The organism is Rhizobium sp. WCS2018Hpa-16 (assembly GCF_031843705.1).
Lineage (GTDB): Bacteria > Pseudomonadota > Alphaproteobacteria > Rhizobiales > Rhizobiaceae > Agrobacterium > Agrobacterium tumefaciens_C.
The window spans coordinates 87,042-107,732 of sequence record NZ_JAVTIX010000011.1 but is presented as its reverse complement, the minus strand read 5'-3'; the positions used below and the strand labels follow the sequence as shown (position 1 = coordinate 107,732).

The following is a 20,691-nucleotide window of genomic DNA, read 5'->3' as shown; positions in this document are numbered from 1 at the left end:
ATGGCTAGCAGGAAAGAAGCACTTGCACGTCGCGCGAGCCGTGTGCGCCGCCAGATCAAGGCGGTTGCCAACGGTCGCCCGCGCCTGTCGGTTCATCGCTCGTCGAAGAACATCTACGTTCAGGTCATCGATGATGTTGCTGGTAAGACGCTTGCGTCTGCCTCCACACTCGAGGCTGATCTGCGCTCGTCTTTGAAGACGGGTGCGGATGTTGCAGCGGCCGCCGCAATTGGCAAGCTCGTTGCTGAACGTGCCAGCAAGGCTGGTATCAAGGATGTCGTATTCGACCGCGGCGCCTTCATCTACCACGGCCGCATCAAGGCTTTGGCTGAAGCTGCCCGCGAAGGCGGTCTGAACTTCTAAGACTTTTCCGCCCGGCATGTCCGGGCGGATTTCACCGGATCACATGGACTTCAGCAATGAAGCCGGTGGTCCATTATTGTTTGCCGTTCCACCCGCAAAAGAAAAAGGAAAAGGACAATGGCACAAGAAAAAAGAGGTTCTCGCGACGACCGCCAGAACCGCGAAGAGCGCGATAGCGAATTTGTTGACAAGCTGGTTGCTATCAACCGCGTTGCCAAAGTTGTTAAGGGCGGCCGTCGTTTCGGTTTTGCCGCGCTCGTCGTTGTTGGTGACCAGAAGGGCCGTGTTGGTTTTGGTCACGGCAAGGCTCGTGAAGTTCCAGAAGCAATCCGCAAGGCAACAGAAAGCGCAAAGCGCGATCTGATTTTCGTTCCTCTGCGCGATGGCCGCACGTTGCACCACGATGTTAACGGTCGTCACGGCGCTGGCAAGGTTCTCCTTCGCTCTGCAAAGGCTGGTACTGGTATCATCGCCGGTGGTCCAATGCGCGCTGTTTTCGAAACGCTCGGCGTGCACGACGTTGTCGCCAAGTCGACTGGTTCTTCGAACCCATACAACATGGTTCGCGCAACTTTCGACGCTTTGAAGCACCAGGTTCATCCTAAGGACGTTGCTGCACAGCGCGGTCTTAAGTATGCGACCCTTCAGTCTCGCCGCGCCGCTTCCGGCAACGCGTCTGAAGAATAAGGAGCAGTATCATGGCCAAGACTACTACTGAAGCCAAGACGACTGTTACTGTTGAACAGATCGCAAGCCCAAATCGCCGCCCTGCAGTTCAGCGTCAGACGCTGATCGGTCTGGGTCTCAACAAGATGCACCGTCAGCGCACACTGGAAGATACCCCATCTGTTCGCGGCATGATCCGTGCTGTCCAGCATCTCGTTCGCGTCGTAGACGAGAAGTGAGACGGAGGAAGTCATCATGAAACTCAATGAAATTAAAGACAACGAAGGTTCCACCAAGGATCGCATCCGCGTAGGTCGCGGTATCGGTTCTGGCAAGGGCAAGACCGGTGGTCGCGGCGTTAAGGGTCAGAAGGCTCGTTCGGGCGTTGCAGTCAACGGTTTCGAAGGCGGTCAGATGCCAATCTACCGTCGTTTGCCTAAGCGCGGTTTCAACAACATCTTCGCTTCCGAATATGCTGAAGTTTCCGTTGGCCGGATCCAGACTGCTATCGACGCAGGCAAGCTCGATGCCAACGCAACGATTGATGCTGCAGCTCTCAAGGCTGCTGGCGTGATCCGTCGTCTGAAGGATGGCGTTCGCATTCTTGCTGACGGCGAATTGACCTCGAAGGTTTCCATCGAAGTCGCAGGCGCGTCCAAGTCTGCTGTTGAAAAGATCGAAAAGGCCGGCAGCTCTATCAAGCTTCTGGTTGTTGCAGCGGAAGCTGCAGAGTAATATAAGACTTTGAACGCCCGGTGTGTTTCACTCCGGGCGTTCGCACCCATAGTCGCACACTGCTTTGATTCTTAATCGATTTAAAGTTTGCGCGGAAACTCTCAGGCGGCGCCTATGCGACGCGGGGAGAGCCTCACAGTTCCAGGTTGCTCGCAGGAGCTTCGGACGAACTAACGAAAACAAGGGTGAGGCATGATTTCGGCTTGAGAGCTGTTATCCGTCCAGAGCCCGGTTTTTGCACCAGTATCTTTTAAGACCTTTTCCGGAATTGCCGGTTTCCGTGCCGCTGGACAAGGGTCATGCGGAGAAATTTATGGCTTCAGCAGCGGAACAACTGGCCTCGAACCTGAATTTTTCGACCTTCGCGAAAGCTGAAGATCTGAAAAAACGACTCTGGTTCACCCTTGCCGCACTTCTCGTTTATCGTCTCGGGACTCATATCCCGCTTCCTGGTTTGAACCCGGAAGCCTACGCGCAGGCGTTTCAGGGCCAGGCGAACGGTATTCTCGGTCTCTTCAACATGTTTGCGGGCGGCGCTGTAGAGCGCATGGCGATCTTCGCGCTCGGCATCATGCCTTACATTTCCGCATCGATTATCGTGCAATTGATGACGTCTGTCGTGCCTTCGCTCGAAGCCTTGAAAAAGGAAGGCGAGGCTGGCCGCAAGATCATCAATCAGTACACGCGTTACGGCACGGTGCTGCTTGGTACGCTTCAGGCCTATGGCATTGCCGTTGGTCTTGAGAGCGGGGCAGGGCTGGTTGTCGATCCAGGCGTGTTCTTCCGTATCTCAACCGTTATCACGCTGCTCGGTGGCACGATGTTCCTGATGTGGCTCGGTGAGCAGATCACGTCGCGTGGTATTGGCAACGGCATTTCGTTGATCATTTTCGCAGGCATCGCAGCTGGCCTTCCTAAGGCTCTCGCTGGCACATTGGAACTTGGTCGTACCGGCGCTCTTTCGACGCCTTTGATTCTGGCCGTTGTTCTGGTCGCAATTGGCGTTATCGCGCTGATCGTTTTCGTAGAACGCGCACAGCGTCGTCTTCTGATCCAGTATCCGAAGCGGCAGGTCGGCAACCGGATGTTCCAGGGCGACACATCGCACCTGCCGTTGAAGCTCAACACGGCCGGCGTTATTCCTGCAATTTTTGCTTCTTCGCTATTGCTCTTGCCTGCAACAGCCGCAGGCTTCACCAACAGCACGAATCTGCCACCATGGGCGACGACGATCATTGCCTCGCTTCAGCATGGCCAGCCTTTGTTCATGCTCTTCTATGGTCTTCTGATCGCGTTCTTTGCCTTCTTCTATACGGCAATCGTTTTCAATCCGAAGGATACCGCGGATAATCTGAAGAAGCATGGCGGGTTCATTCCAGGCATTCGTCCGGGCGATCGCACGGCGGAATACATCGATTACGTTTTGACGCGCATCACCGTGCTGGGCGCTATCTACCTCGTCTTCGTGTGTATCCTGCCAGAAACGCTGATTGCGCGTACGGGCATACCATTAGCCCTTGGTGGCACTTCGCTTTTGATCGTAGTCAGTGTAACTCTTGATACCGTGGCACAGATTCAGGGTCACCTGATCGCCCAGCAATATGAGGGGCTGATCAAGAAATCGAAACTGCGTGGAGGAAAGAGGGGACGATGAGACTGATATTTTTGGGACCGCCGGGAGCTGGCAAAGGGACACAGGCTAAGCGCCTGACCGACAAATATGCCATACCGCAGCTATCGACAGGCGACATGCTCCGTGCAGCCGTCAATGACGGCTCGGAGATCGGGCGGCGCGCGAAGGAAGTGATGGATGCCGGTGGTCTTGTATCGGACGATATCGTCAATCAGATCGTGTCTGAACGGATAGAGCAGCCCGACTGTGCCAAGGGTTTCATTCTCGACGGTTACCCTCGCACTGTTCCGCAGGCGAAGACACTCGCGGATAATATGCGCCAGAAGAACATTCAGCTCGATGCTGTTATCGAGCTGAGGGTAGACGAGGACGCGCTTGTTCGCCGGATCGAAAACCGTGTTGCCGAGACTATCGCGGCTGGCGGCGTAGTTCGCTCGGATGACAATCCCGAGTCGTTCCGCAAGCGTCTTTCCGAGTACCGCGAAAAGACAGCGCCGCTCTCTCATTACTATGAGGAGCAGGGCGAGCTGGTGGTGCTCGATGGCATGGCTGATCTCGACTCTGTTTCGGCTGCTATCGAAGCTGTGCTGCAAAAAGATGGGTCTACACAGGCTACTGTTGCTCATCTGTAAAGAATCTTGGCGGGGCCGGTTGCTTTTTTGAACTGATTCCGTTAAACACCGCGCCAACTCGCGACATCCCAAGCGACTGGCGCGGATTTTCCTTAAGGGAAGGAAAGTCCGGGTTCGGTCGTTTTGACTTGTGACGAACACGAATTTTGAACTGGCGGCTACGAGAGCCGCTCAAATGAAAGCACCACTTGCCGGACGGCAACTGGAACGCAAGGAGAATAGACGTGGCACGTATCGCTGGCGTCAACATCCCGACGGCTAAGCGCGTTGTTATCGCCTTGACCTATATTCACGGGATTGGCACGAAATTCGCGCAGGAAATCGTTGAAAAAGTCGGTATTCCGGCTGAGAAGCGCGTTCATCAGCTGACGGACGCAGAAGTTCTGCAGATCCGTGAAGCAATCGACCGCGATTATCGCGTTGAGGGCGATCTTCGTCGTGAAACATCGATGAACATCAAGCGCCTTATGGACCTCGGTTGCTACCGTGGTCTGCGTCACCGTCGCGGCCTTCCGGTCCGCGGTCAGCGCACGCACACCAACGCTCGTACTCGCAAGGGTCCAGCGAAGGCGATTGCAGGTAAGAAGAAGTAATTTCCGATTGTTCGGAGTGGAGGGCTGGTGCAAGCCGCACCAGCCTTTCTGAGTTTGGCGGGAGCTTCGTAAGAGGTTTTCGCCGGTGTAGCCGCTGGTGTTACGGCGGTGCAGAGATCCAAGAAAGGTAGACCATGGCCAAGGAAGCCACTCGCGTTAAACGTCGCGAACGTAAGAACATCACGACGGGCGTAGCGCACGTCAACTCGACCTTCAACAACACGATGATCACCATCACCGACGCACAGGGCAACGCAATTGCCTGGTCGTCTGCTGGTGCAAAGGGCTTCAAGGGTTCGCGTAAGTCGACGCCGTTTGCTGCTCAGATCGCTGCTGAAGATGCTGCCAAGAAGGCACAGGAACACGGCATGAAGACGCTGGAAGTTGAAGTTTGCGGTCCGGGTTCCGGTCGCGAATCTGCGCTTCGCGCTTTGCAGGCTGCTGGTTTCATGATCACTTCTATTCGTGATGTTACGCCAATCCCGCATAACGGTTGCCGTCCGCGCAAGAAGCGCCGCGTTTGACGCGACCGTATCCTGAGAATTCCGCCTTGCCTTCGGGCTGGCGGAATTTTCGCGTATGTGGCGTGTGGCCTGCCGGTAACCCGGCCTTCCTTACGCTTTAAGAACCCTCCGATGAACCTTTGGTTCCTCTCGGTGATCATGCTCGGTCCGCCACGATTGAATGGTGGCGGCGAACGGAAGGTTTAAAGATGATTCAAAAGAATTGGCAGGAACTGATCAAGCCGAACAAGGTCGAGTTCACGTCTTCCAGCCGCACGAAAGTGACGCTGGTTGCAGAGCCGCTTGAGCGCGGTTTTGGTTTGACGCTCGGTAACGCGCTTCGTCGCGTGCTCTTGTCGTCTCTGCGTGGTGCTGCTGTGACTGCGGTGCAGATTGATGGTGTTCTGCACGAATTCTCGTCAATTCCCGGCGTTCGGGAAGATGTGACCGATATCGTTCTCAACATCAAGGAAATCGCCATCAAGATGGATGGTGATGATTCCAAGCGTATGGTCGTGCGTAAGCAGGGTCCAGGTTCGGTAACAGCTGGTGATATCCAGACCGTTGGCGATATCGAGATCCTCAATCCGGACCACGTGATCTGCACGCTCGATGATGGCGCTGAAATCCGCATGGAATTCACTGTCAACAACGGCAAGGGCTATGTACCGGCTGAACGTAACCGTGCGGAAGATGCTCCAATCGGTCTTATTCCGGTCGACAGCCTTTATTCTCCGGTCAAGAAAGTGTCCTACAAGGTGGAAAACACCCGTGAAGGTCAGGTTCTGGACTATGACAAGTTGATCATGACGATCGAGACCAACGGCTCAGTAACCGGCGAAGACGCCGTTGCCTTTGCCGCTCGCATCCTTCAGGACCAGCTCGGCGTCTTCGTCAACTTCGACGAGCCGCAGAAGGAAGCTGAAGAAGAGTCGGTGACTGAACTGGCATTCAACCCTGCGCTTCTCAAGAAGGTCGACGAGTTGGAACTGTCTGTTCGTTCTGCGAACTGCCTGAAGAACGACAACATTGTTTATATCGGCGACCTCATTCAGAAGACCGAAGCCGAAATGCTTCGCACTCCGAACTTTGGCCGCAAGTCGCTGAACGAAATCAAGGAAGTTCTTGCTTCCATGGGTCTGCATCTCGGCATGGAAGTGCCAGCATGGCCACCAGAGAACATCGAAGATCTCGCTAAGCGTTACGAAGACCAGTACTAAGCGGCTTGGGGTGTCGCGCTAGCGACTTCCCCTCGCAGGCTGATCAACAATAAACCAGATAAGAAGGCAGACCCGTTACAGACTGCCTTTCCCCGTCAAACAGCAGGCCCGTCGCCTGCATGTGCCAGGAAACGGCAGGCCCGGATAGGGAACCTGCATTAAAGGAGAATAGCAATGCGCCACGGAAATTCAGGCCGCAAGCTCAATAGAACCGCCAGCCACCGCAAGGCAATGTTTGCCAACATGGCTGCTTCGCTCATCACGCATGAGCAGATCGTCACAACTCTGCCAAAGGCGAAGGAAATTCGCCCAATCGTAGAAAAGCTCGTAACTCTCGGCAAGCGCGGCGATTTGCACGCTCGTCGTCAGGCCGTATCCCAGATCAAGGATCAGGACGCAGTTCGCAAGCTGTTCGATGCCATCGCTGAGCGTTACGCAACCCGTAACGGCGGCTACCTGCGCATCATGAAGGCTGGCTATCGTCAGGGCGACAACGCTGCCATGGCTGTTGTCGAGTTCGTAGAGCGTGACGTTGATGCCAAGGGCGCAGCCGACAAGGCTCGCGTTGCTGCTGAGAACGCTGCTGCAGAAGCTGCATAAGGTTCGGCGCTTTTAAGCGCAGACAACAAAAAGCCGGGTGAGCGATCATCCGGCTTTTTGTATTTTTCCGTTCGAGCACTGTATTTGAAAATTCCACATCAGCCCTATCAGTTCTAGCTTTGCGTTCTCCTGGGAATCTCGCCACACCTCGCTTGCCTTCGCCATGAACGAGCCTTGCTCAGTGAAATGTCGAATCTCTAATAGTCCGTCGGTTTTCGGCGATATCCTTGCTCACGACGTTCTGCGCAGCGGCAATTTTCACTTGAGTTGCCCCATCAGTCAGGCACCGAGATCCGGCTCTTGATGTGCTTGAGGTGAGACACGATAGAGAAGGTCATTATCACAAGGAGAGACCAGGAGCTCCATTTGCCGATGTGGACCACGGACCATGCTCCCAACTGATTTGGATATTTCCATATGCCGAAGAAGGTGGAGATGTTTTCGGCCAGCCATACGAAAAAGCCAATGAGAATGAAGGATAGCAACAGCGGCATTTTGCGATCCCGGTCATAGGGGCGGTATATGACCGTCGCGCGGGCGTAAAGGCCTATGGCGCAAGCCGCGATGTACCAGCGGTAATCGCCAATATAGTGGTGAGTGAAAAAGTTGAGGTAGATAGCTATGCCAATCAGGGTAGCCATCCAGTAGGGTGGATGGTGCCGGATGCGGACGTCCAGCAAGCGCCACGCCTGTATGACGTAGCTGCCGACAGCGGCATACATGAATCCGGAAAACAGCGGTACGCCCAGCACTTTGGTATATGCGAAATCTGGATAGGACCATGATTGGATGCTGCCAGAGGTTTTGAAGACCTCAAGAGCGAAGCCGACGGCGTGGAACATGAGGATCGCCTTGGCTTCATCCATCGTTTCCAGTTTGCTCCAGATCATGAAGAACTGTATGGCGAGTGCGATAACGAGTAGGACGTCGTAACGGGGTAGCCCTAAAACACCTTCGCGCGGCACGAGGAAAATTGAAATGAAGAACAGACCTGCGAACATGCAGGCACGCGCTTCCTTCACTCCGAAGTACAGAAATTCGACGATGAATCGCTTTATTCCCGTCAATTCACCCCAGGGTTTGGCATCGCAGAGAAGCGCATCGAGTGAGGAAAGACGGCTTGGTGGGTATGTGTTTTCAGTACTCAATCCGATGTCCTCTTGCGCGGCTAGATTGCATATCTATAGCAATCCAGATTAAAGCAACATCATGATAGAATATCGACACCGCCTATTTAACCGTCGCGCGTGCCTTCTGGCCGCGACATGCGGAGTGATTCTTGCAGGGCTGGTATTGCGGCATTTTGGCTACGACGTTGGCCTGCCGTTTGTTGTCGTGAAGTACGGTGGCTCGATCCTGTGGGGATCGATGGTCTTCCTGCTGGTCGCCAGCTTGCTGCCTTGTCGGAACCGGCGCACTGCGATTTTCGTAGCGTGCAGTGTTGCCGTTGTGGTGGAGCTTATACGCCTCATACATTTTCCTGCGCTGGATGAGTTTCGGGCAACAACGGCGGGTGCGTTGCTGCTCGGGCGGGTTTTCTCGTTGTGGAATATTGCCTGCTATCTGGCTGGTATCGGCTCGGCCGTATTTATCGCGTCGCGGCTCTCGGAGACATAGCCGCTTTACGGGCTCGTTTTCGCGCCATGATCGCGGGTCGGATGGAACGGTACCCCAGCAGGATGAACATCACCGACAGATAGAATACGGGCTCCAGCGTCAGCGATTTGCGTGCCAACACGAAGTGGAGCACTGCACCGATCAAGACGAGGTATGAGAGCTTGTGGAGCGTGTTCCATCGCGAGCCGAGTTTGCGGATCGACCAACGGTTGGACGTCAGCGCCAGCGGAATGAGCATGACCAGCGCTGCCATGCCGAACATAATGTAGGGCCGCTTGAGTACATCCGACAGGATGGAACTGAAGACCAGTCCGCGGTCGAGAACGATGTAGACCGCGAAATGGGCGAGCACGTAGTAAAATGCGATGAGGCCCAGTGCACGCCGGTAGGCGATTAGATTGATGTTGAAGAGATCGCGCAACGGCGTGATGACAAGGCCGATGCAGAGGAAACGTAGTGCCCAAGTTCCAAGAAGGTGCTCGAATTCCTTGACGGGGTTGAAGCCCAGCCCGCCGGTTGCTGCGAGGTAAAAGTACCAGATGCCGGGACAGAGACCCAAGCCATACAGCGCCCAAATGGCCGCTGTTTGGTACCGCTTGGGCAAAGATGGAAGCGAAAGCGCCAATGCCATGATCAGTAATTCGCCTTGAGATCAAGATCGCTGTAGAGGCTGGCAACCTCGTCATAGCCGTTGAACATCAAAGTTGGGCGGCGTTGGGTGCTGAAGAAGCCGCCTTCGCCGATGCGCTGCTCTGTTGCCTGACTCCAGCGCGGATGGTCCACTTGTGGATTGACGTTGGAATAGAAGCCGTATTCCCGGGCATTGGAGTTCTTCCACGTCGTCTCAGGCTGCTTTTCTACCAGCGAAATACGGACGATGGACTTGATTCCCTTGAAGCCATATTTCCATGGAACGACGAGGCGAATCGGCGCGCCATTCTGGTTGGGCAAGGTTTCTCCATAGAGACCAACAGCCAGAATTGTCAGCGGGTGACGGGCCTCATCCAGACGCAGACCTTCGACGTATGGCCAATCCAGCGGCTGGAACAGACCGCTCTGACCCGGCATTTCTTCCGGGCGTAACACGGTTTCAAATTTTACGAATTTGGCGCTGCCCAACGGCTCGACCTTGTCGAGAATGGTGGAGAGCGGAAAACCGATCCACGGAATGACCATCGACCATCCCTCGACGCAGCGCATGCGGTAGGTGCGCTCCTCAAGCGGGTTTTTTAGCAGCTCCTCAATGCCGAACTCCTGCGGCTTGCCAACAAGACCATCAACCTTCACGGTCCATGGCGTGGGCTTGAAGCTGCCGGCATTTTCTTTCGGGTCCGCCTTGCCCGTCCCGAATTCGTAAAAGTTGTTATAGCTGGTAACGGCATCGAGCGGTGTCAGTTTATCATCCAGCTTGTAGGGGCCGGGCTTGGCAGAAAGTGGCGCAGCCATTGCGCCCTGTGCCGTCAGCCCAACTGTCGCCAAACCTGCCGCCGTTCCGAGGAAGTTTCGTCTGGAAAGATAGATATCGCGCGGCGTGATTTCTGAAGATGAAATGCGGGGCGGGCGGTAGGCGGGCATGAAAACCTCCTGAAAAAGCCAATCAACGGTATTGCTATCCAATACCCAGGAGTTGGCCTCGTTAGATATGTTTCATATTACGAGGAAAAAAAGGAATTGGAGCAGGGGGAGAAAACAATTTTACGAGATCAGGAGAAAAATCGAGATCCGGTCCCGTTGAAATATCGACGCCCGCGAGGCGCACCAGAAAATGTGCCTCGCGGGCCCGCTTTTAAAGCGTCAGGCGGAACTTGGCGAAGCCTTCTGCGCCATCGCCTGCTTCCTCAATCTTTGCGCCTTTTACATCCCCAACATATTGGCGGGCCTTAGGGCCGGTCTCGAAGATCGCCGTGGTATTGGCAACAGGCGCAAACGACCAGTTATCGTCCGCAGAAGGATTGATGGTGCCCTGCGCGATGATGTAACGCACGATGACATCGCGGTTGGTATCCGGTGCGACGAAGATGATCTTGTCTGAGCCGATATTGGGGAACTTGCCGCCTCCGCTGGCGCGGTAGTTGTTTGTCGCAACAACGAATTTCTGCTCGGGGTCGATAGGCTTTCCAGCAAATTGCAAGCCGATGATGCGGTTGCTACCCGGATTGATCGCCTTGCCATCCTTATCGAACTTCGGTGGCTTGGAGACGTCGATCTGATACGTCACCCCATCGATGATATCGAAGTTATAGGAGGGGAAATCATTGTTGAGCAGCGGCGCATCCTTGGCGCCGGCTTCCACCGTCTGGAACATGCCGGCAGACATTTCAAGCCATTCCTTGACCTGCGCGCCGGTGATGAGAACGGCCTGAACCGTGTTGGGGTAAAGATAGAGATCAGCGACGTTCTTGATGGCGATGTCACCGGCGGGGACATCTGTATAGTAGTCGGCTCCACCACGGCCACCAGACTTGAAAGGGGCGGCGGCCGAGAGAACCGGCAGGTCCTTGTACTGCCCGTCTTTCAGCATGTCCTTGATGTACCAGGTCTGCGCATTGGAAACGATCTGCACGGATGGATCATCCGCCACCAGCGCGAAATAGGAATAGAGCGGAGCGGTGCTCTTGCCCACGGCGCGGCGGACATAGGCCAGCGTCGCTTCGTGATCGGCCTTCACGGCAGCGATAACCTCCGCCTTGTCCTTCACGTCTGCCACGATCTTGCGGTTGTCATCGCGGTGATAGATCGGGCGTGCTTCGGTGGTGAAATCCACGATCTTCCAGCTCTTGCCGTCTTTTTCCAGCAGCAGGTCGATGAGGCCCATATGCGAGCCCCAGAAACCGCCCATGACGGCAGGCTTGCCCATCAGCGTGCCTTTGACCGGATCAACACCTTCAATGCCATCCCAGGTCTTGGGGCCGGGAAAGACGAGATGCTGGTGGCCGGTGAAGACGGCATCGATGTCTTTGACCCCCGCGAGATAAAGCGAAGCGTTTTCCATGCGCTCGCTCTGACGCTTGCCATCGATGCCGGAATGCGACAGCGCGATGATGATATCGGCACCCTGTTCTTTCATGACAGGCACCCAGGCCTTGGCAGCATCGACGATATCGCGGGTCTGCGCCTTGCCCTCAAGGTTCTTGGCATCCCACATCATGATTTGTGGCGGCACGAAGCCGATGATGCCGACCTTGACTGGGCTGGTAGCGCCAGAGCCGTCCTTGATCTGCTTTTCGAGGATGACATATGGCTTGAAGAAAAGGTCGTCCTGCTTGGGATCGGATGCAAGCTGGCCCTTGGTGAGATTGGCGCAGACATAAGGAAAACCCGCTCCGCCCAGCGTGTTGAACATGAAGTCGAGCCCATAATTGAACTCGTGATTGCCAAGCGTTCCGCAATCATAGCCCAGCACGTTCATGGCGTTGATGACGGGATGCTTGTCGCCCGCCTTCATGCCCCGCTCATAGGCGATGTAATCGCCGAGCGGATTGCCCTGAAGGAAGTCACCATTATCCACCAGCATGGAATTGCCAGCTTCGGCACGAATGGAATCAATGATGGAGGCCGTGCGCGCCAGCCCCAGCGTATCGTTGGGCTTGTCGGCGTAATAATCGTAAGGGAAGACGTGCACATGGATGTCGGTCGTTTCCATAATGCGCAGATGCGCCTGGTTGCCCTGTGCGCGTGCCGCGAAAGGATGCAGCATCACAAGGGCTGATGAGGCAGCAATGCCTCCCAGCAGGGAACGTCGCGTGATGGGGTGAAGGCCTGTAAACGAAGACATGGAAACTCCTCGATGAAATCCTGGCTGCGTGGGATGAGGGCAGCGTAAGATGAATTCAAGAGGAGTCCATCATCAAAATGACAGGCTTATGACTTGTCCCGGATTTTAAACCACCCGGTAAAACTGGCTTATCCGGCCAGCGTCGGCTTCACCTCATCGTGGAAGAAGCGGAAGTAGGAGGAAAGCTGCGCGAGTGTGTTGGTGGAAAGCTCCAGTTTGAGCCCAAGGCGGCTTCCGCGCTGCCACTGCACGATTCCCTCTATATAACCGAGATCCTCGCTCTCCACCTTCACGCGGCTTCCCTTCGCCGCAGCAAACGGCCCCTCAAGCTCAAGCGCCATGCCGGTGGCCGAAAGATCGACCACGCGGCCGCTTGCCGTCTGGTTTAGATAATGGACGGTTCCGTAAATGCGTGTCTTGCTGCGTCCGGCATTGCGATTTTGCATGTTTAAACTGGTGGTCATTCCATGGGGTCCACATTTGCTTTTGTACAAAACTCGCATGGAAGGTTTGAGACCCCTTTAGAATATTGGATAAAATTACACGCAGTGTCGTTTCAGGTGCGGTCTATTCGGCATTGATAGCAATTGTTGCGGGCTGAGCGGACATGCACATAGGCGATGTCATCCCTTGCAAGAAGTTGTTCCGCTCGCTGGGTGATCAGCTCTGTCTGGGTAACGGCACCGGTCCCGTAGACGATGCGATTGTCATGGCTATAGCCGCGTATGATGTAATCCGGGCTGTCCAACATGGCGGGCAGACTTCCATGCGATTCGTCAGGGCTGCATGATTCGGCGTGAATGAAGATCGGGCCGGTTTCTGCAAAAGGTTGCAGCGCCGGAAAGGGGCGATAGGCCAGTAAAAGCGCGCTTTCGCCATCCTTTATGTGCCCAAGGCAGACCCGGCAGGGAAGGGTTCCCGTCGCGCGAAGGCGTTCCGGCAATTGGCCGTTTGCATCCGGTTTGCCGTTTCGGAAAGCGTCTGCCTCATCGGCAGCCATTGCGGTAAAATTGATCGTGGTCATAGCGGCTCCTTGCGTTGCTGGTTTGCCGCTATGCTCTTCAAACATGCGTGTATCCACCCGTTTCTAGCGTCAGAATGCGACAACCCCATTGCTTGTGCTGTTGAGTGTGGCAATCAATCGAACATCCTCTTTTTGGAAAGTTCATATCCATGCTGCGCAGGTTGATGGCCACATCTCTGGTCACCGTTTTTTCTCTTCTTTCACCTGCAGCCCACGCGCAAACAGCGCCCGCGCTGGATGATCTTTCCGAGGAGCAACTGCAGCAGACGGTCAACTTCGTCATCGGAAACGCGATTTTCAGCCTGTACCATGAAGCCTCGCGCATGCTGATTTCCGACCTTGCCTTGCCGGAACTGGGCGGCGGGAAAGATAGCGCTGATCAACTGGCGGCAACCATCATGCTGGAGGCAAATGAAGAGTGGCTGGATACGGCCATCGTCAATGCCACAGACAGCTGGTATCTCGCCCGCTCAGTGCAGGTTCTGCCTGATCACAGTGCTCCACTCTTCTCCTCGCTGGTGCCCAACACATCTCGCGACAAGCAGATGGCTTGCCTGATGGTGGGCAAGGATGCGGGTGGCTATGGCGATCTTGCCGATATGATGGGCCTTGCGAAGACGGAATGGAAAGCCTGCGAAATAGCCTATCCGCAAACCGTCGCGCATTGGAACGAGGTTTTGCAGCCTCACGTGGCCAAGCCTGGCGCCACGAAGTTCGTGGCTCGATATGAGCCTGCGCGTGATCCCTTTCTGGATATCTACGCTACCATCCTGAAGGAATCGAAAGTTCTCGATCTGATCGCCCGCAGTTTCGATGGATACGATCTCAAGGGTGAGGTGAAGTTGACGGCGCGCACATGCGGACGGCCCGACGTTTACTGGTCAGCCGAAAAGCGTGAGATCACCTATTGCTACGAGACAGGCAAATTCCACGGTGAATTGATCGCGGCGCATCTATCTGCCGGAGGCGGCGAGAAAGAAAGCGCCCCGGCGCAGGAAATACCGACAGCGGTAAACCTTGGGCTGGAGCTCTGATGCTTTGGAAGTCGCCATCCTCGGGTTGAGCCGAGGATGGCGGAGAAATTCAGATTATCCCCGACCTGAAATTTCCAGATATTCGCTGTCCGTCAGCGGCTCTACCCATGTCTCATAGGTGCTCACGGGAGAGAAACCCATCATCTGGTAGAGCTGGAGTGCGCGCGGGTGATCGAGCGTGTTGGTGGAAACCGTAACCTTCTTGGGGCTGTCCTGCCATGCCGAATAAAGCGCCTGCAGCAGAAACCACTTGCCCACACCAGCGCCGATGGCCTCTTCCATCAAACCAAAATAGGACAGTTCGGTCACGTCCGAATCGACCTTGTGCAGCTCGAAGAAGCCAGCGGGTGCGCCGTTCATGTAAAGAACAGTGACGGAGTTGGCGGGGTCGCGCAATGTTGCCGTCAGTTCGGCGTCGCTCATGCGCATCCGCTTCTGCCAATGCCAGCGTTTTCCAACCCGCCAGAACAGATAGCGATAGAAATGCAGCGGAATTTCCGTGGTGCGCATAATGGCGGTCTGGATGTTGACCGGCACCGGCAGGCTCATCTTCGGCGCCGAGGTCATTTCCAGTTGCGTAACATGCGCCTTGATCGGGCCATAGGGCGCAGTTTCCAGGGGCTCGGCGGGCCCGGTCACGATTGCCGTATCCGGCTTGCTGCCCCACTCGGACCACGAGCCGTCATAGAGCGAATTGTCTGTATGTCCGAGGGATTCCAGCGCGAGTGTGATGACGGCTGCTGTTACGCCGGAGCCACAGCTTGTGATGACGGGTTGGGATAGATCGATGCCCGCATCCGTAATCATCTTGCGAATGGTCGGCAGGTCCTTGAAGTGGCCGTTTTCTGACAAGGCCGTCGCGGGCAGGTTGCGCGCACCCGGCATATGTCCAGAGCGCATGCCGGCGCGGGGCTCTGCCTCTTCGCCGGTGAAGCGTCCGGTCCCACGGGCGTCGGCAATCTGCTCTTCGCCGGCATCAACAATAGAGCGCATGGCTGCGAAGGATGTGACGCGCTTGGGTTTGAAGTGTGCGTCGAAAATCACAGGCTCGACTTCGCTCACGCCTGCTTCGAGTGGCTTGCCCGCAGATTTCCAGCCGTCCAGGCCGCCATCCAGAACATAGACCTTGTCAGCGCCCATGATCCGCAACATCCACCACACGCGAGGCGCGGAAAAGAAGCCGGGGCCATCATAAACGACGATCGTGTCGCTCTCGCCAATGCCCAGCGCACCCACCTGATCAGCAAAGAACTGCGGTGAGGGGAGAGAGTGGGGAAGGCCAGTATCGTGATCGGCAATCTTGTCCTGATCGAAAAACACGGCGCCGGGAATGTGTCCGGCTGCATATTCCTCTTTGCCATTGCGCTTGTGCGCGGGCAAATACCACGAGGCATCCACCAAACGAAAATGCGGGGTTCCAAGCTGCTGCTCGACCCAATCCGCCGAAACGACGAAACGGCTTTTGTCCGTGCTCACTGTGTGTCTCCCAGATGTCAGGCGGTTTCACCGGGCTTGCCAAAACGAATTCGGAAGCGGCGGTTCTCCTTGCCCTTCTTTTCAATCTTGGCGATATGAATTTCGCCAACTTCTTGCGTGCTGGCTACATGAGTGCCACCGCAGGGCTGGCTGTCAACCGCAGAGTTTTCTCCGATGCAAACAAGGCTAACGCGCCCTAATCCAACAGGCGGGCGGACATTCTTGGATTTGACGATATCGGGATTTGCGGCAAGCTCTTCGTCGGTGATCCATTTGAGAAAGACCGGATGATTGGCTTCGACAAGCGCCATCAGCTTTGCCGTGACCTCGTCCTTGTCGATTGTCTCTGACATGTCGAAATCGACGCGGGACTCATCTTCACCAACGGCAGCGCCCGTAATCGGACAAGGGCAGACGACGGACAGCAAATGGCAGGCCGTGTGCATGCGCATGAGCTTGAGGCGACGCGGCCAGTCAACATGCAGTGTCAGCTTTTCGCCAATGTCAGGCAATGCCTGACCTTCAAGAGGCGAATGGATGATGACGCTTTTATCCGCGCCATGCCGGGTCAAGCCCAGCTCGATCTTGGAGCCATCCGCTCTCTGCAGAAAGCCCGTGTCGCCGGGTTGGCCGCCCGAAGTGGCATAGAAGCAGGTCTGATCCAGCTCTACGCCACCATCTTCATGAACAGCTGTGACAAACGCGTCGCATGTGGAAAGATAGAAATCGTCACGAAACAGGGCATTCACAGGCATGGGGCATTGACCTCTATGCAGTTTCGTAAGGCACCGAAATCTGCGTTTTTTCCGTCAGCCATGCAGGAACGGGAAGACCCTTTGACCGCAGGAAATCAGGGTTGAAGAGCTTCGACTGATAGCGGCTGCCGTAGTCGCAAAGTATTGTCACAATTGTATGGCCCGGACCGAGCTCACGGGCAAGCCGAATTGCACCGGCAATGTTGATTCCGCTCGAGCCGCCGAGGCACAGACCTTCCTTCTCGATGAGATCGAACACCAGCGGGATCGCCTCTGCATCTGCAATCTTGAATGAGAAATCAGGCTTGAAACCTTCCAGGTTCGCCGTGATGCGACCCTGCCCAATGCCCTCGGTAATGGAGGAACCCTCGGACTTCAGCGCCCCGTTCTGATAATACTCATAAAGGGCGGCACCATCCGGATCGGCAAGGCCGATTTTGATATCGGGATTGAAGTCGCGAAGACCATCTGCCACGCCCGCCAATGTGCCACCAGAGCCAACCGCGCAGATAAAGCCATCCACCTTGCCATCGGTCTGGTCCCAGATTTCTGGAGCGGTCGTTTCGATATGTGCCTGTCGATTGGCAATATTGTCGAACTGGTTGGCCCAGATCGCGCCATTCGGATCTGTCGCGGCCAGTTGCTGGGCCAGCCTGCCGGAAACCTTCACGTAATTGTTCGGGTTGGAGTAGGGCGCTGCAGGCACCTCGACCAATGTCGCACCCAGAAGCTTGAGCGCGTCCTTCTTTTCCTGGCTCTGTGTCTCAGGAATGACGATGACCGTCTTGTAGCCTAGCGCATTGGCCACCAGCGAAAGGCCGATGCCGGTGTTGCCCGCCGTGCCCTCCACAATGGTGCCGCCTGGGCGAAGGTGGCCGCGGCGTTCGGCATCGCGGATGATGTAGAGAGCCGCGCGATCCTTGACCGACTGACCCGGGTTCATAAACTCTGCCTTGCCCAATATCTCGCAGCCCGTTGCCTCGGATGCAGCGTTGAGACGGATGAGGGGCGTGTTACCGATGGCGGTCAGCACAGAACTGTGAATGGTCATGGTCGGGCCTTTTGGTTCGGTCAGCAATTGAGCTTCGTTTCTCCTTGTCATCGCGTTCTATGACAAGGAAATATCTTCTGGCGAAAGCGGGCAAGGCGCAAAATCCTGCCCGGCGCACGCTTTATTCATTTTTCTTGATGTCGGAATACGCGCTCAACGCACGCTGTCTGGCTTCATTGTGATTAACGAGCGGCGCAGGATATGTCTTGCCCAGTTCAATGCCAGCCTTCTTCAACACGTCCTTGGGTGCATCGAAGGGCTTGTGAATAAACTTCTTCTCAAGCCGGGCAAGCTCCGGCACGAAGGTTTTGACATAGTCTCCCTCCGGGTCAAATTTTTCGCCCTGGAGGATAGGGTTGAATATTCGGAAGAACGGCGAGGCGTCGGCACCCGATCCTGCCACCCACTGCCAGTTGCCCGGGTTGGACGCCGGGTCGGCGTCCACAAGCGTATCCCGAAACCACTTCTCACCCTTTCGCCAATCCACCAGCAGGTGCTTGATCAGGAAAGAAGCGGTGATCATCCGTACCCGGTTGTGCATCACGCCATGGCGCCACAGCTGCCGCATGCCTGCGTCCACAATCGGATAACCGGTCATGCCTTTCGTCCAGGCGTCGAACTTGCTGTCGTCAGCGCGCCACTCAAACGCATCGAAGCTGCTATTCCAGTTTTTCTCATCCAGCTCTGGAAAATGGAAAAGCAGATGGTAACAAAACTCGCGCCAGACAATTTCCTTGCGGAAGCGGCTGGTGTCATTGGACGCAATGTTGCTCGGTAGGCTTCTTGTCGCATCCCAGACCTGTGCCGGAGAGATTTCCCCCATGGTCAAATGTGGCGAGAGCATGGAGGTGGCAGGCTTTGCCGGGAAGTCACGGCCTTCCTCGTAGCCTTTCAGGGCGTTTTCGATAAAATCGTTCAGCTTCTCCTGCCCACCGGTTTCACCCGGCGTCCACACGTCAGAAAACTCTTTTGCCCAGTCAGGCTTGGAGGGCAACAGGTTCCAGCGTTCCACCGTTTCGCTCTTCGGCCAACTGGAAGGGGACAGCAGTTTTTTCGGTGCTGCCACGGGATCGGCAGGTTCATCGCCACCTTCGATGGCGCGCCAGAAGGGTGTGTAGACTCGGTAAGGGCCGCCGGTCTTTGTCTTCAGTCGCGATGGCTCGTGGATGAGATAACCGGCAAAGCTTTCGACCTCCAAACCCTCGTCACGAAAGTCTGCCTTGATTTGGCTATCGAGCTTCTTTCCATCAGGATCATATCGCCTGTTCCAGAAAACAGTCCTAGCCCCGGTCTCTTCAATCAGTGTTTTGAGCACCGTCTGCGAGTTCCCGCTGCGCAAAACGAGCCTGCTTCCCAGTGCCTCAAGAGCACTCGAAAGTGCCCGCAAGGAGTGATGTAGCCACCACTGCTGCGCACTGCCCAGAGCCCCCTGAAGGGCCATGTCATCATCATGGATATAGACCGGGATAACCGGACCCTTATGGTCAATGGCAGCAAGTAAGGCACGGTTGTCAGCAAGCCTTAAGTCTTTGCGAAACCACACAATAACGGGAGCGTTTTTTTCTGTCATATGTCACCCGGTTCACTTTGGACTGAACGTTTGTTGATCGGCCTTGTTCCCAATTGCCGTGCATATCGCGCCCACATTGATATGGTTTGCAATAGGTGAATCGCTGCCTCTTGAAACCAATTAGCGCGGAACCATATCCCGGGTCCAACGTTAGAGGCGGGTTAATTGAGTATGGAAGTCCAATCAATGATGCTGAATGACGTCAAATGGGAGAGCCCGGTGATTATCTCCCTGGAAAATGGCGCACCTAGAACTTTCACCGGCGCCTATGAAGCTTTCGATTTCTTGCAGCATGAGTGGCCGAGCCGCCATGGCAAGGTCTATGAGCAAGCCTTGCGACTGTGCAGGGCTTCCCTCATGGGCAGCGTGGGAGGAGAGATAGCGCGCATTGCATTCATAGAAGCGAGCCGCGACGCCCATTGCCTGGTTGAAGGTCGCAAACTCGCATCCTGATGTCTGACCTATCGATAAAAGCCACCCGCGCGAACCGACGGGTGGCTTTTTGCATATGGGCGATTATTTCGGGGCATGCCCGGGAGCGCCTGTGCATGCTGGGCCATTAATAAAGGCCTAGAAATTTCATTCTAATTTTCGCCTATTTCCCGTCAAATTCTCGCTAAATTGCAGGAATAGGTCAAATACCGTCAGCCAGAGGGCGCTCGCCCTTCAGCGCTGACACACTCTGAATATGCATGTGTGTGACCTCCCACGGGGCCGGAACGTGTCACATGCTTCTAAAGGGCAAGAATTTGAAAGTATCTGCGTACATTCTAGCCGTCGCTGTCTGCGCGGCGCTCACTGCACCTGCGTCTGCTGGCATGCTCAATCAAGCCGAGCGTTACTCCGGGCTTCATGAGGGAAAAAACAACAAGACGCTCAAGGCCATTCTCGGCGTTAATCCAAGAAAAACGCCTTGGTGCGGGCATTTCCTTAGCGTCGTGGCTGAAAAGTCCGGCAGGCAGCCCCCGAAATCATCTGCTATCGCCAAGTCGTGGACGTCTTTTGGTTATGCGGTTCCAAAGAGCAACGCGAAGCCCGGCGACGTCGTTGTTGTCCGAAGCGGTGCTAGTTACCATGCTGGTATTCTGAAAAGCCTGGACAAGAATACCGCCCAGATACTGGGCGGCAATCAGTCTGGCCGGGTTCAGGTCTCAAACTTCAGCCGTAAGTCGATAGTCTCGGTGCGCCGATAGTTACGGCTGTTCTCGCATACCGTCTCTCTGGTCATCGTCTTCGAGGTCTGTGGCGACGATAAATGCGTCTTCGTGTTGTCGTGCCGCCTGCTTGCGTGCGCGCAGATTGATCGACTCATCGGGATCAATTTCCTCAGACTCGCCCTTCAGCTCACGTTCTGTACGAAAGTTGGCGACGTCCTTGTCGTCAATATCCAGGGAATCAGTGTGCTTTTCCTGATCCATTGGTTTTGTGTGTTTCTCGTCCATTT

25 protein-coding genes are annotated in these 20,691 nt (G+C 55.5%); 14 read left to right on the top strand and 11 right to left on the bottom strand.

Annotated features, from left to right (window positions below):
- The 10 genes from rplR (at position 1) to rplQ (ending at position 6,945) form a co-directional block, all read left to right on the top strand.
- The gene (gene rplR / locus RQI55_RS22585) at positions 1-363 is read left to right on the top strand and encodes a 50S ribosomal protein L18 (protein WP_042618520.1); all 363 of its coding nucleotides are present in this window, start codon (positions 1-3) and stop codon (positions 361-363) included.
- A 117-nt stretch (positions 364-480) separates the two neighbouring features.
- On the top strand, positions 481-1,050 hold the full coding sequence (gene rpsE / locus RQI55_RS22580) for a 30S ribosomal protein S5 (protein ID WP_192066639.1): 570 nt from the start codon (positions 481-483) through the stop codon (positions 1,048-1,050).
- Positions 1,051-1,061: 11 nt separating this feature from the next.
- Positions 1,062-1,268, top strand: coding sequence for a 50S ribosomal protein L30 (rpmD, locus tag RQI55_RS22575; RefSeq protein ID WP_042618518.1), 207 nt, complete (start codon positions 1,062-1,064; stop codon positions 1,266-1,268).
- A 16-nt stretch (positions 1,269-1,284) separates the two neighbouring features.
- Positions 1,285-1,764: a 50S ribosomal protein L15 gene (gene rplO, locus RQI55_RS22570; protein ID WP_042618517.1), complete on the top strand. Its 480-nt coding sequence runs from the start codon at positions 1,285-1,287 to the stop codon at positions 1,762-1,764.
- 313 nt (positions 1,765-2,077) lie between these two features.
- Positions 2,078-3,418 (top strand): preprotein translocase subunit SecY, encoded by a 1,341-nt coding sequence (gene secY, locus RQI55_RS22565; protein WP_042618516.1) that lies wholly within the window; start codon positions 2,078-2,080, stop codon positions 3,416-3,418.
- Positions 3,415-4,029, top strand: coding sequence for an adenylate kinase (locus RQI55_RS22560; RefSeq protein ID WP_042618515.1), 615 nt, complete (start codon positions 3,415-3,417; stop codon positions 4,027-4,029). Before secY ends, RQI55_RS22560 begins: the two co-directional genes overlap by 4 nt.
- A gap of 224 nt (positions 4,030-4,253) precedes the next feature.
- On the top strand, positions 4,254-4,622 hold the full coding sequence (rpsM, locus tag RQI55_RS22555) for a 30S ribosomal protein S13 (protein ID WP_042618514.1): 369 nt from the start codon (positions 4,254-4,256) through the stop codon (positions 4,620-4,622).
- A 134-nt stretch (positions 4,623-4,756) separates the two neighbouring features.
- Entirely contained in the window at positions 4,757-5,146 is a 390-nt protein-coding gene (gene rpsK, locus RQI55_RS22550) for a 30S ribosomal protein S11 (RefSeq protein WP_042618513.1), read from the top strand.
- A gap of 188 nt (positions 5,147-5,334) precedes the next feature.
- The gene (locus tag RQI55_RS22545; protein WP_042618512.1) at positions 5,335-6,345 is read left to right on the top strand and encodes a DNA-directed RNA polymerase subunit alpha; all 1,011 of its coding nucleotides are present in this window, start codon (positions 5,335-5,337) and stop codon (positions 6,343-6,345) included.
- Between the two features lie 174 nt (positions 6,346-6,519).
- Positions 6,520-6,945 (top strand): 50S ribosomal protein L17, encoded by a 426-nt coding sequence (rplQ, locus tag RQI55_RS22540; RefSeq protein WP_042618511.1) that lies wholly within the window; start codon positions 6,520-6,522, stop codon positions 6,943-6,945.
- Positions 6,946-7,220: 275 nt separating this feature from the next.
- On the opposite strand, the gene RQI55_RS22535 is transcribed toward rplQ, so the two are convergent.
- Entirely contained in the window at positions 7,221-8,093 is an 873-nt protein-coding gene (locus RQI55_RS22535; protein WP_311273509.1) for a DUF817 domain-containing protein, read from the bottom strand.
- Positions 8,094-8,154: 61 nt separating this feature from the next.
- On the opposite strand from RQI55_RS22535, the gene RQI55_RS22530 reads away from it, so the two are divergent.
- Entirely contained in the window at positions 8,155-8,562 is a 408-nt protein-coding gene (locus RQI55_RS22530; protein ID WP_243256266.1) for a DUF2809 domain-containing protein, read from the top strand.
- On the opposite strand, the gene msrQ is transcribed toward RQI55_RS22530, so the two are convergent.
- The 5 genes from msrQ to RQI55_RS22505 all read right to left on the bottom strand — a co-directional run bounded on the left by msrQ (position 8,534) and on the right by RQI55_RS22505 (position 13,361).
- Positions 8,534-9,193 (bottom strand): protein-methionine-sulfoxide reductase heme-binding subunit MsrQ, encoded by a 660-nt coding sequence (gene msrQ, locus RQI55_RS22525; RefSeq protein WP_243256265.1) that lies wholly within the window; start codon positions 9,191-9,193, stop codon positions 8,534-8,536. The genes RQI55_RS22530 and msrQ overlap by 29 nt on opposite strands.
- Positions 9,194-9,195: 2 nt before the next feature.
- Entirely contained in the window at positions 9,196-10,137 is a 942-nt protein-coding gene (gene msrP / locus RQI55_RS22520) for a protein-methionine-sulfoxide reductase catalytic subunit MsrP (RefSeq protein ID WP_192066629.1), read from the bottom strand.
- Positions 10,138-10,348: 211 nt separating this feature from the next.
- Entirely contained in the window at positions 10,349-12,337 is a 1,989-nt protein-coding gene (locus tag RQI55_RS22515) for a bifunctional 2',3'-cyclic-nucleotide 2'-phosphodiesterase/3'-nucleotidase (protein WP_243256264.1), read from the bottom strand.
- Positions 12,338-12,465: 128 nt separating this feature from the next.
- On the bottom strand, positions 12,466-12,801 hold the full coding sequence (locus RQI55_RS22510) for a PilZ domain-containing protein (RefSeq protein WP_243256263.1): 336 nt from the start codon (positions 12,799-12,801) through the stop codon (positions 12,466-12,468).
- Positions 12,802-12,893: 92 nt separating this feature from the next.
- Positions 12,894-13,361 carry a DUF1203 domain-containing protein gene (locus tag RQI55_RS22505; protein ID WP_243256262.1) on the bottom strand — a complete coding sequence of 156 codons (468 nt, stop codon included), beginning with the start codon at positions 13,359-13,361 and terminating at the stop codon, positions 12,894-12,896.
- A 149-nt stretch (positions 13,362-13,510) separates the two neighbouring features.
- Here RQI55_RS22505 and RQI55_RS22500 point away from each other — a divergent pair, with 149 nt between their 5' ends.
- The gene (locus RQI55_RS22500; protein WP_042618506.1) at positions 13,511-14,395 is read left to right on the top strand and encodes a DUF4344 domain-containing metallopeptidase; all 885 of its coding nucleotides are present in this window, start codon (positions 13,511-13,513) and stop codon (positions 14,393-14,395) included.
- A gap of 54 nt (positions 14,396-14,449) precedes the next feature.
- Here RQI55_RS22500 and sseA read toward each other — a convergent pair whose 3' ends face one another.
- The 4 genes from sseA to RQI55_RS22480 form a co-directional block, all read right to left on the bottom strand.
- The gene (gene sseA, locus RQI55_RS22495; RefSeq protein ID WP_311273510.1) at positions 14,450-15,871 is read right to left on the bottom strand and encodes a 3-mercaptopyruvate sulfurtransferase; all 1,422 of its coding nucleotides are present in this window, start codon (positions 15,869-15,871) and stop codon (positions 14,450-14,452) included.
- Between the two features lie 17 nt (positions 15,872-15,888).
- Positions 15,889-16,626 carry an alanyl-tRNA editing protein gene (locus RQI55_RS22490; RefSeq protein ID WP_243256261.1) on the bottom strand — a complete coding sequence of 246 codons (738 nt, stop codon included), beginning with the start codon at positions 16,624-16,626 and terminating at the stop codon, positions 15,889-15,891.
- Positions 16,627-16,639: 13 nt separating this feature from the next.
- Positions 16,640-17,677 (bottom strand): cysteine synthase A, encoded by a 1,038-nt coding sequence (locus RQI55_RS22485; protein ID WP_192066617.1) that lies wholly within the window; start codon positions 17,675-17,677, stop codon positions 16,640-16,642.
- Positions 17,678-17,798: 121 nt separating this feature from the next.
- The gene (locus tag RQI55_RS22480; protein WP_243256260.1) at positions 17,799-19,247 is read right to left on the bottom strand and encodes a deoxyribodipyrimidine photo-lyase; all 1,449 of its coding nucleotides are present in this window, start codon (positions 19,245-19,247) and stop codon (positions 17,799-17,801) included.
- A 186-nt stretch (positions 19,248-19,433) separates the two neighbouring features.
- Between RQI55_RS22480 and RQI55_RS22475 the strand changes: the two genes are divergently transcribed.
- Both RQI55_RS22475 and RQI55_RS22470 read left to right on the top strand, forming a co-directional pair.
- Positions 19,434-19,700, top strand: coding sequence for a DUF982 domain-containing protein (locus tag RQI55_RS22475; RefSeq protein ID WP_042618502.1), 267 nt, complete (start codon positions 19,434-19,436; stop codon positions 19,698-19,700).
- A gap of 296 nt (positions 19,701-19,996) precedes the next feature.
- Positions 19,997-20,440, top strand: coding sequence for a TIGR02594 family protein (locus RQI55_RS22470; RefSeq protein ID WP_052496862.1), 444 nt, complete (start codon positions 19,997-19,999; stop codon positions 20,438-20,440).
- On the opposite strand, the gene RQI55_RS22465 is transcribed toward RQI55_RS22470, so the two are convergent.
- Positions 20,441-20,689, bottom strand: coding sequence for a hypothetical protein (locus RQI55_RS22465; RefSeq protein ID WP_236727962.1), 249 nt, complete (start codon positions 20,687-20,689; stop codon positions 20,441-20,443).
- Positions 20,690-20,691 lie beyond the last annotated feature (2 nt).

What these genes read in the sequence shown, in the direction of transcription:
- RQI55_RS22560 (WP_042618515.1), top strand. Translation starts at nt 3,415, where the DNA reads ATGAGACTGATATTTTTGGGACCGCCGGGAGCTGGCAAAGGGACACAG.
- RQI55_RS22490 (WP_243256261.1), bottom strand. Translation starts at nt 16,626, where the DNA reads ATGCCTGTGAATGCCCTGTTTCGTGACGATTTCTATCTTTCCACATGC.
- secY (WP_042618516.1), top strand. Translation starts at nt 2,078, where the DNA reads ATGGCTTCAGCAGCGGAACAACTGGCCTCGAACCTGAATTTTTCGACC.
- RQI55_RS22465 (WP_236727962.1), bottom strand. Translation starts at nt 20,689, where the DNA reads ATGGACGAGAAACACACAAAACCAATGGATCAGGAAAAGCACACTGAT.
- msrP (WP_192066629.1), bottom strand. Translation starts at nt 10,137, where the DNA reads ATGCCCGCCTACCGCCCGCCCCGCATTTCATCTTCAGAAATCACGCCG.
- RQI55_RS22480 (WP_243256260.1), bottom strand. Translation starts at nt 19,247, where the DNA reads ATGACAGAAAAAAACGCTCCCGTTATTGTGTGGTTTCGCAAAGACTTA.
- rplQ (WP_042618511.1), top strand. Translation starts at nt 6,520, where the DNA reads ATGCGCCACGGAAATTCAGGCCGCAAGCTCAATAGAACCGCCAGCCAC.
- RQI55_RS22500 (WP_042618506.1), top strand. Translation starts at nt 13,511, where the DNA reads ATGCTGCGCAGGTTGATGGCCACATCTCTGGTCACCGTTTTTTCTCTT.
- rpmD (WP_042618518.1), top strand. Translation starts at nt 1,062, where the DNA reads ATGGCCAAGACTACTACTGAAGCCAAGACGACTGTTACTGTTGAACAG.
- rplR (WP_042618520.1), top strand. Translation starts at nt 1, where the DNA reads ATGGCTAGCAGGAAAGAAGCACTTGCACGTCGCGCGAGCCGTGTGCGC.
- RQI55_RS22515 (WP_243256264.1), bottom strand. Translation starts at nt 12,337, where the DNA reads ATGTCTTCGTTTACAGGCCTTCACCCCATCACGCGACGTTCCCTGCTG.
- rpsE (WP_192066639.1), top strand. Translation starts at nt 481, where the DNA reads ATGGCACAAGAAAAAAGAGGTTCTCGCGACGACCGCCAGAACCGCGAA.
- RQI55_RS22545 (WP_042618512.1), top strand. Translation starts at nt 5,335, where the DNA reads ATGATTCAAAAGAATTGGCAGGAACTGATCAAGCCGAACAAGGTCGAG.
- rpsK (WP_042618513.1), top strand. Translation starts at nt 4,757, where the DNA reads ATGGCCAAGGAAGCCACTCGCGTTAAACGTCGCGAACGTAAGAACATC.
- rplO (WP_042618517.1), top strand. Translation starts at nt 1,285, where the DNA reads ATGAAACTCAATGAAATTAAAGACAACGAAGGTTCCACCAAGGATCGC.
- RQI55_RS22510 (WP_243256263.1), bottom strand. Translation starts at nt 12,801, where the DNA reads ATGACCACCAGTTTAAACATGCAAAATCGCAATGCCGGACGCAGCAAG.
- RQI55_RS22485 (WP_192066617.1), bottom strand. Translation starts at nt 17,677, where the DNA reads ATGACCATTCACAGTTCTGTGCTGACCGCCATCGGTAACACGCCCCTC.
- RQI55_RS22530 (WP_243256266.1), top strand. Translation starts at nt 8,155, where the DNA reads ATGATAGAATATCGACACCGCCTATTTAACCGTCGCGCGTGCCTTCTG.
- msrQ (WP_243256265.1), bottom strand. Translation starts at nt 9,193, where the DNA reads ATGGCATTGGCGCTTTCGCTTCCATCTTTGCCCAAGCGGTACCAAACA.
- RQI55_RS22505 (WP_243256262.1), bottom strand. Translation starts at nt 13,361, where the DNA reads ATGACCACGATCAATTTTACCGCAATGGCTGCCGATGAGGCAGACGCT.
- RQI55_RS22475 (WP_042618502.1), top strand. Translation starts at nt 19,434, where the DNA reads ATGATGCTGAATGACGTCAAATGGGAGAGCCCGGTGATTATCTCCCTG.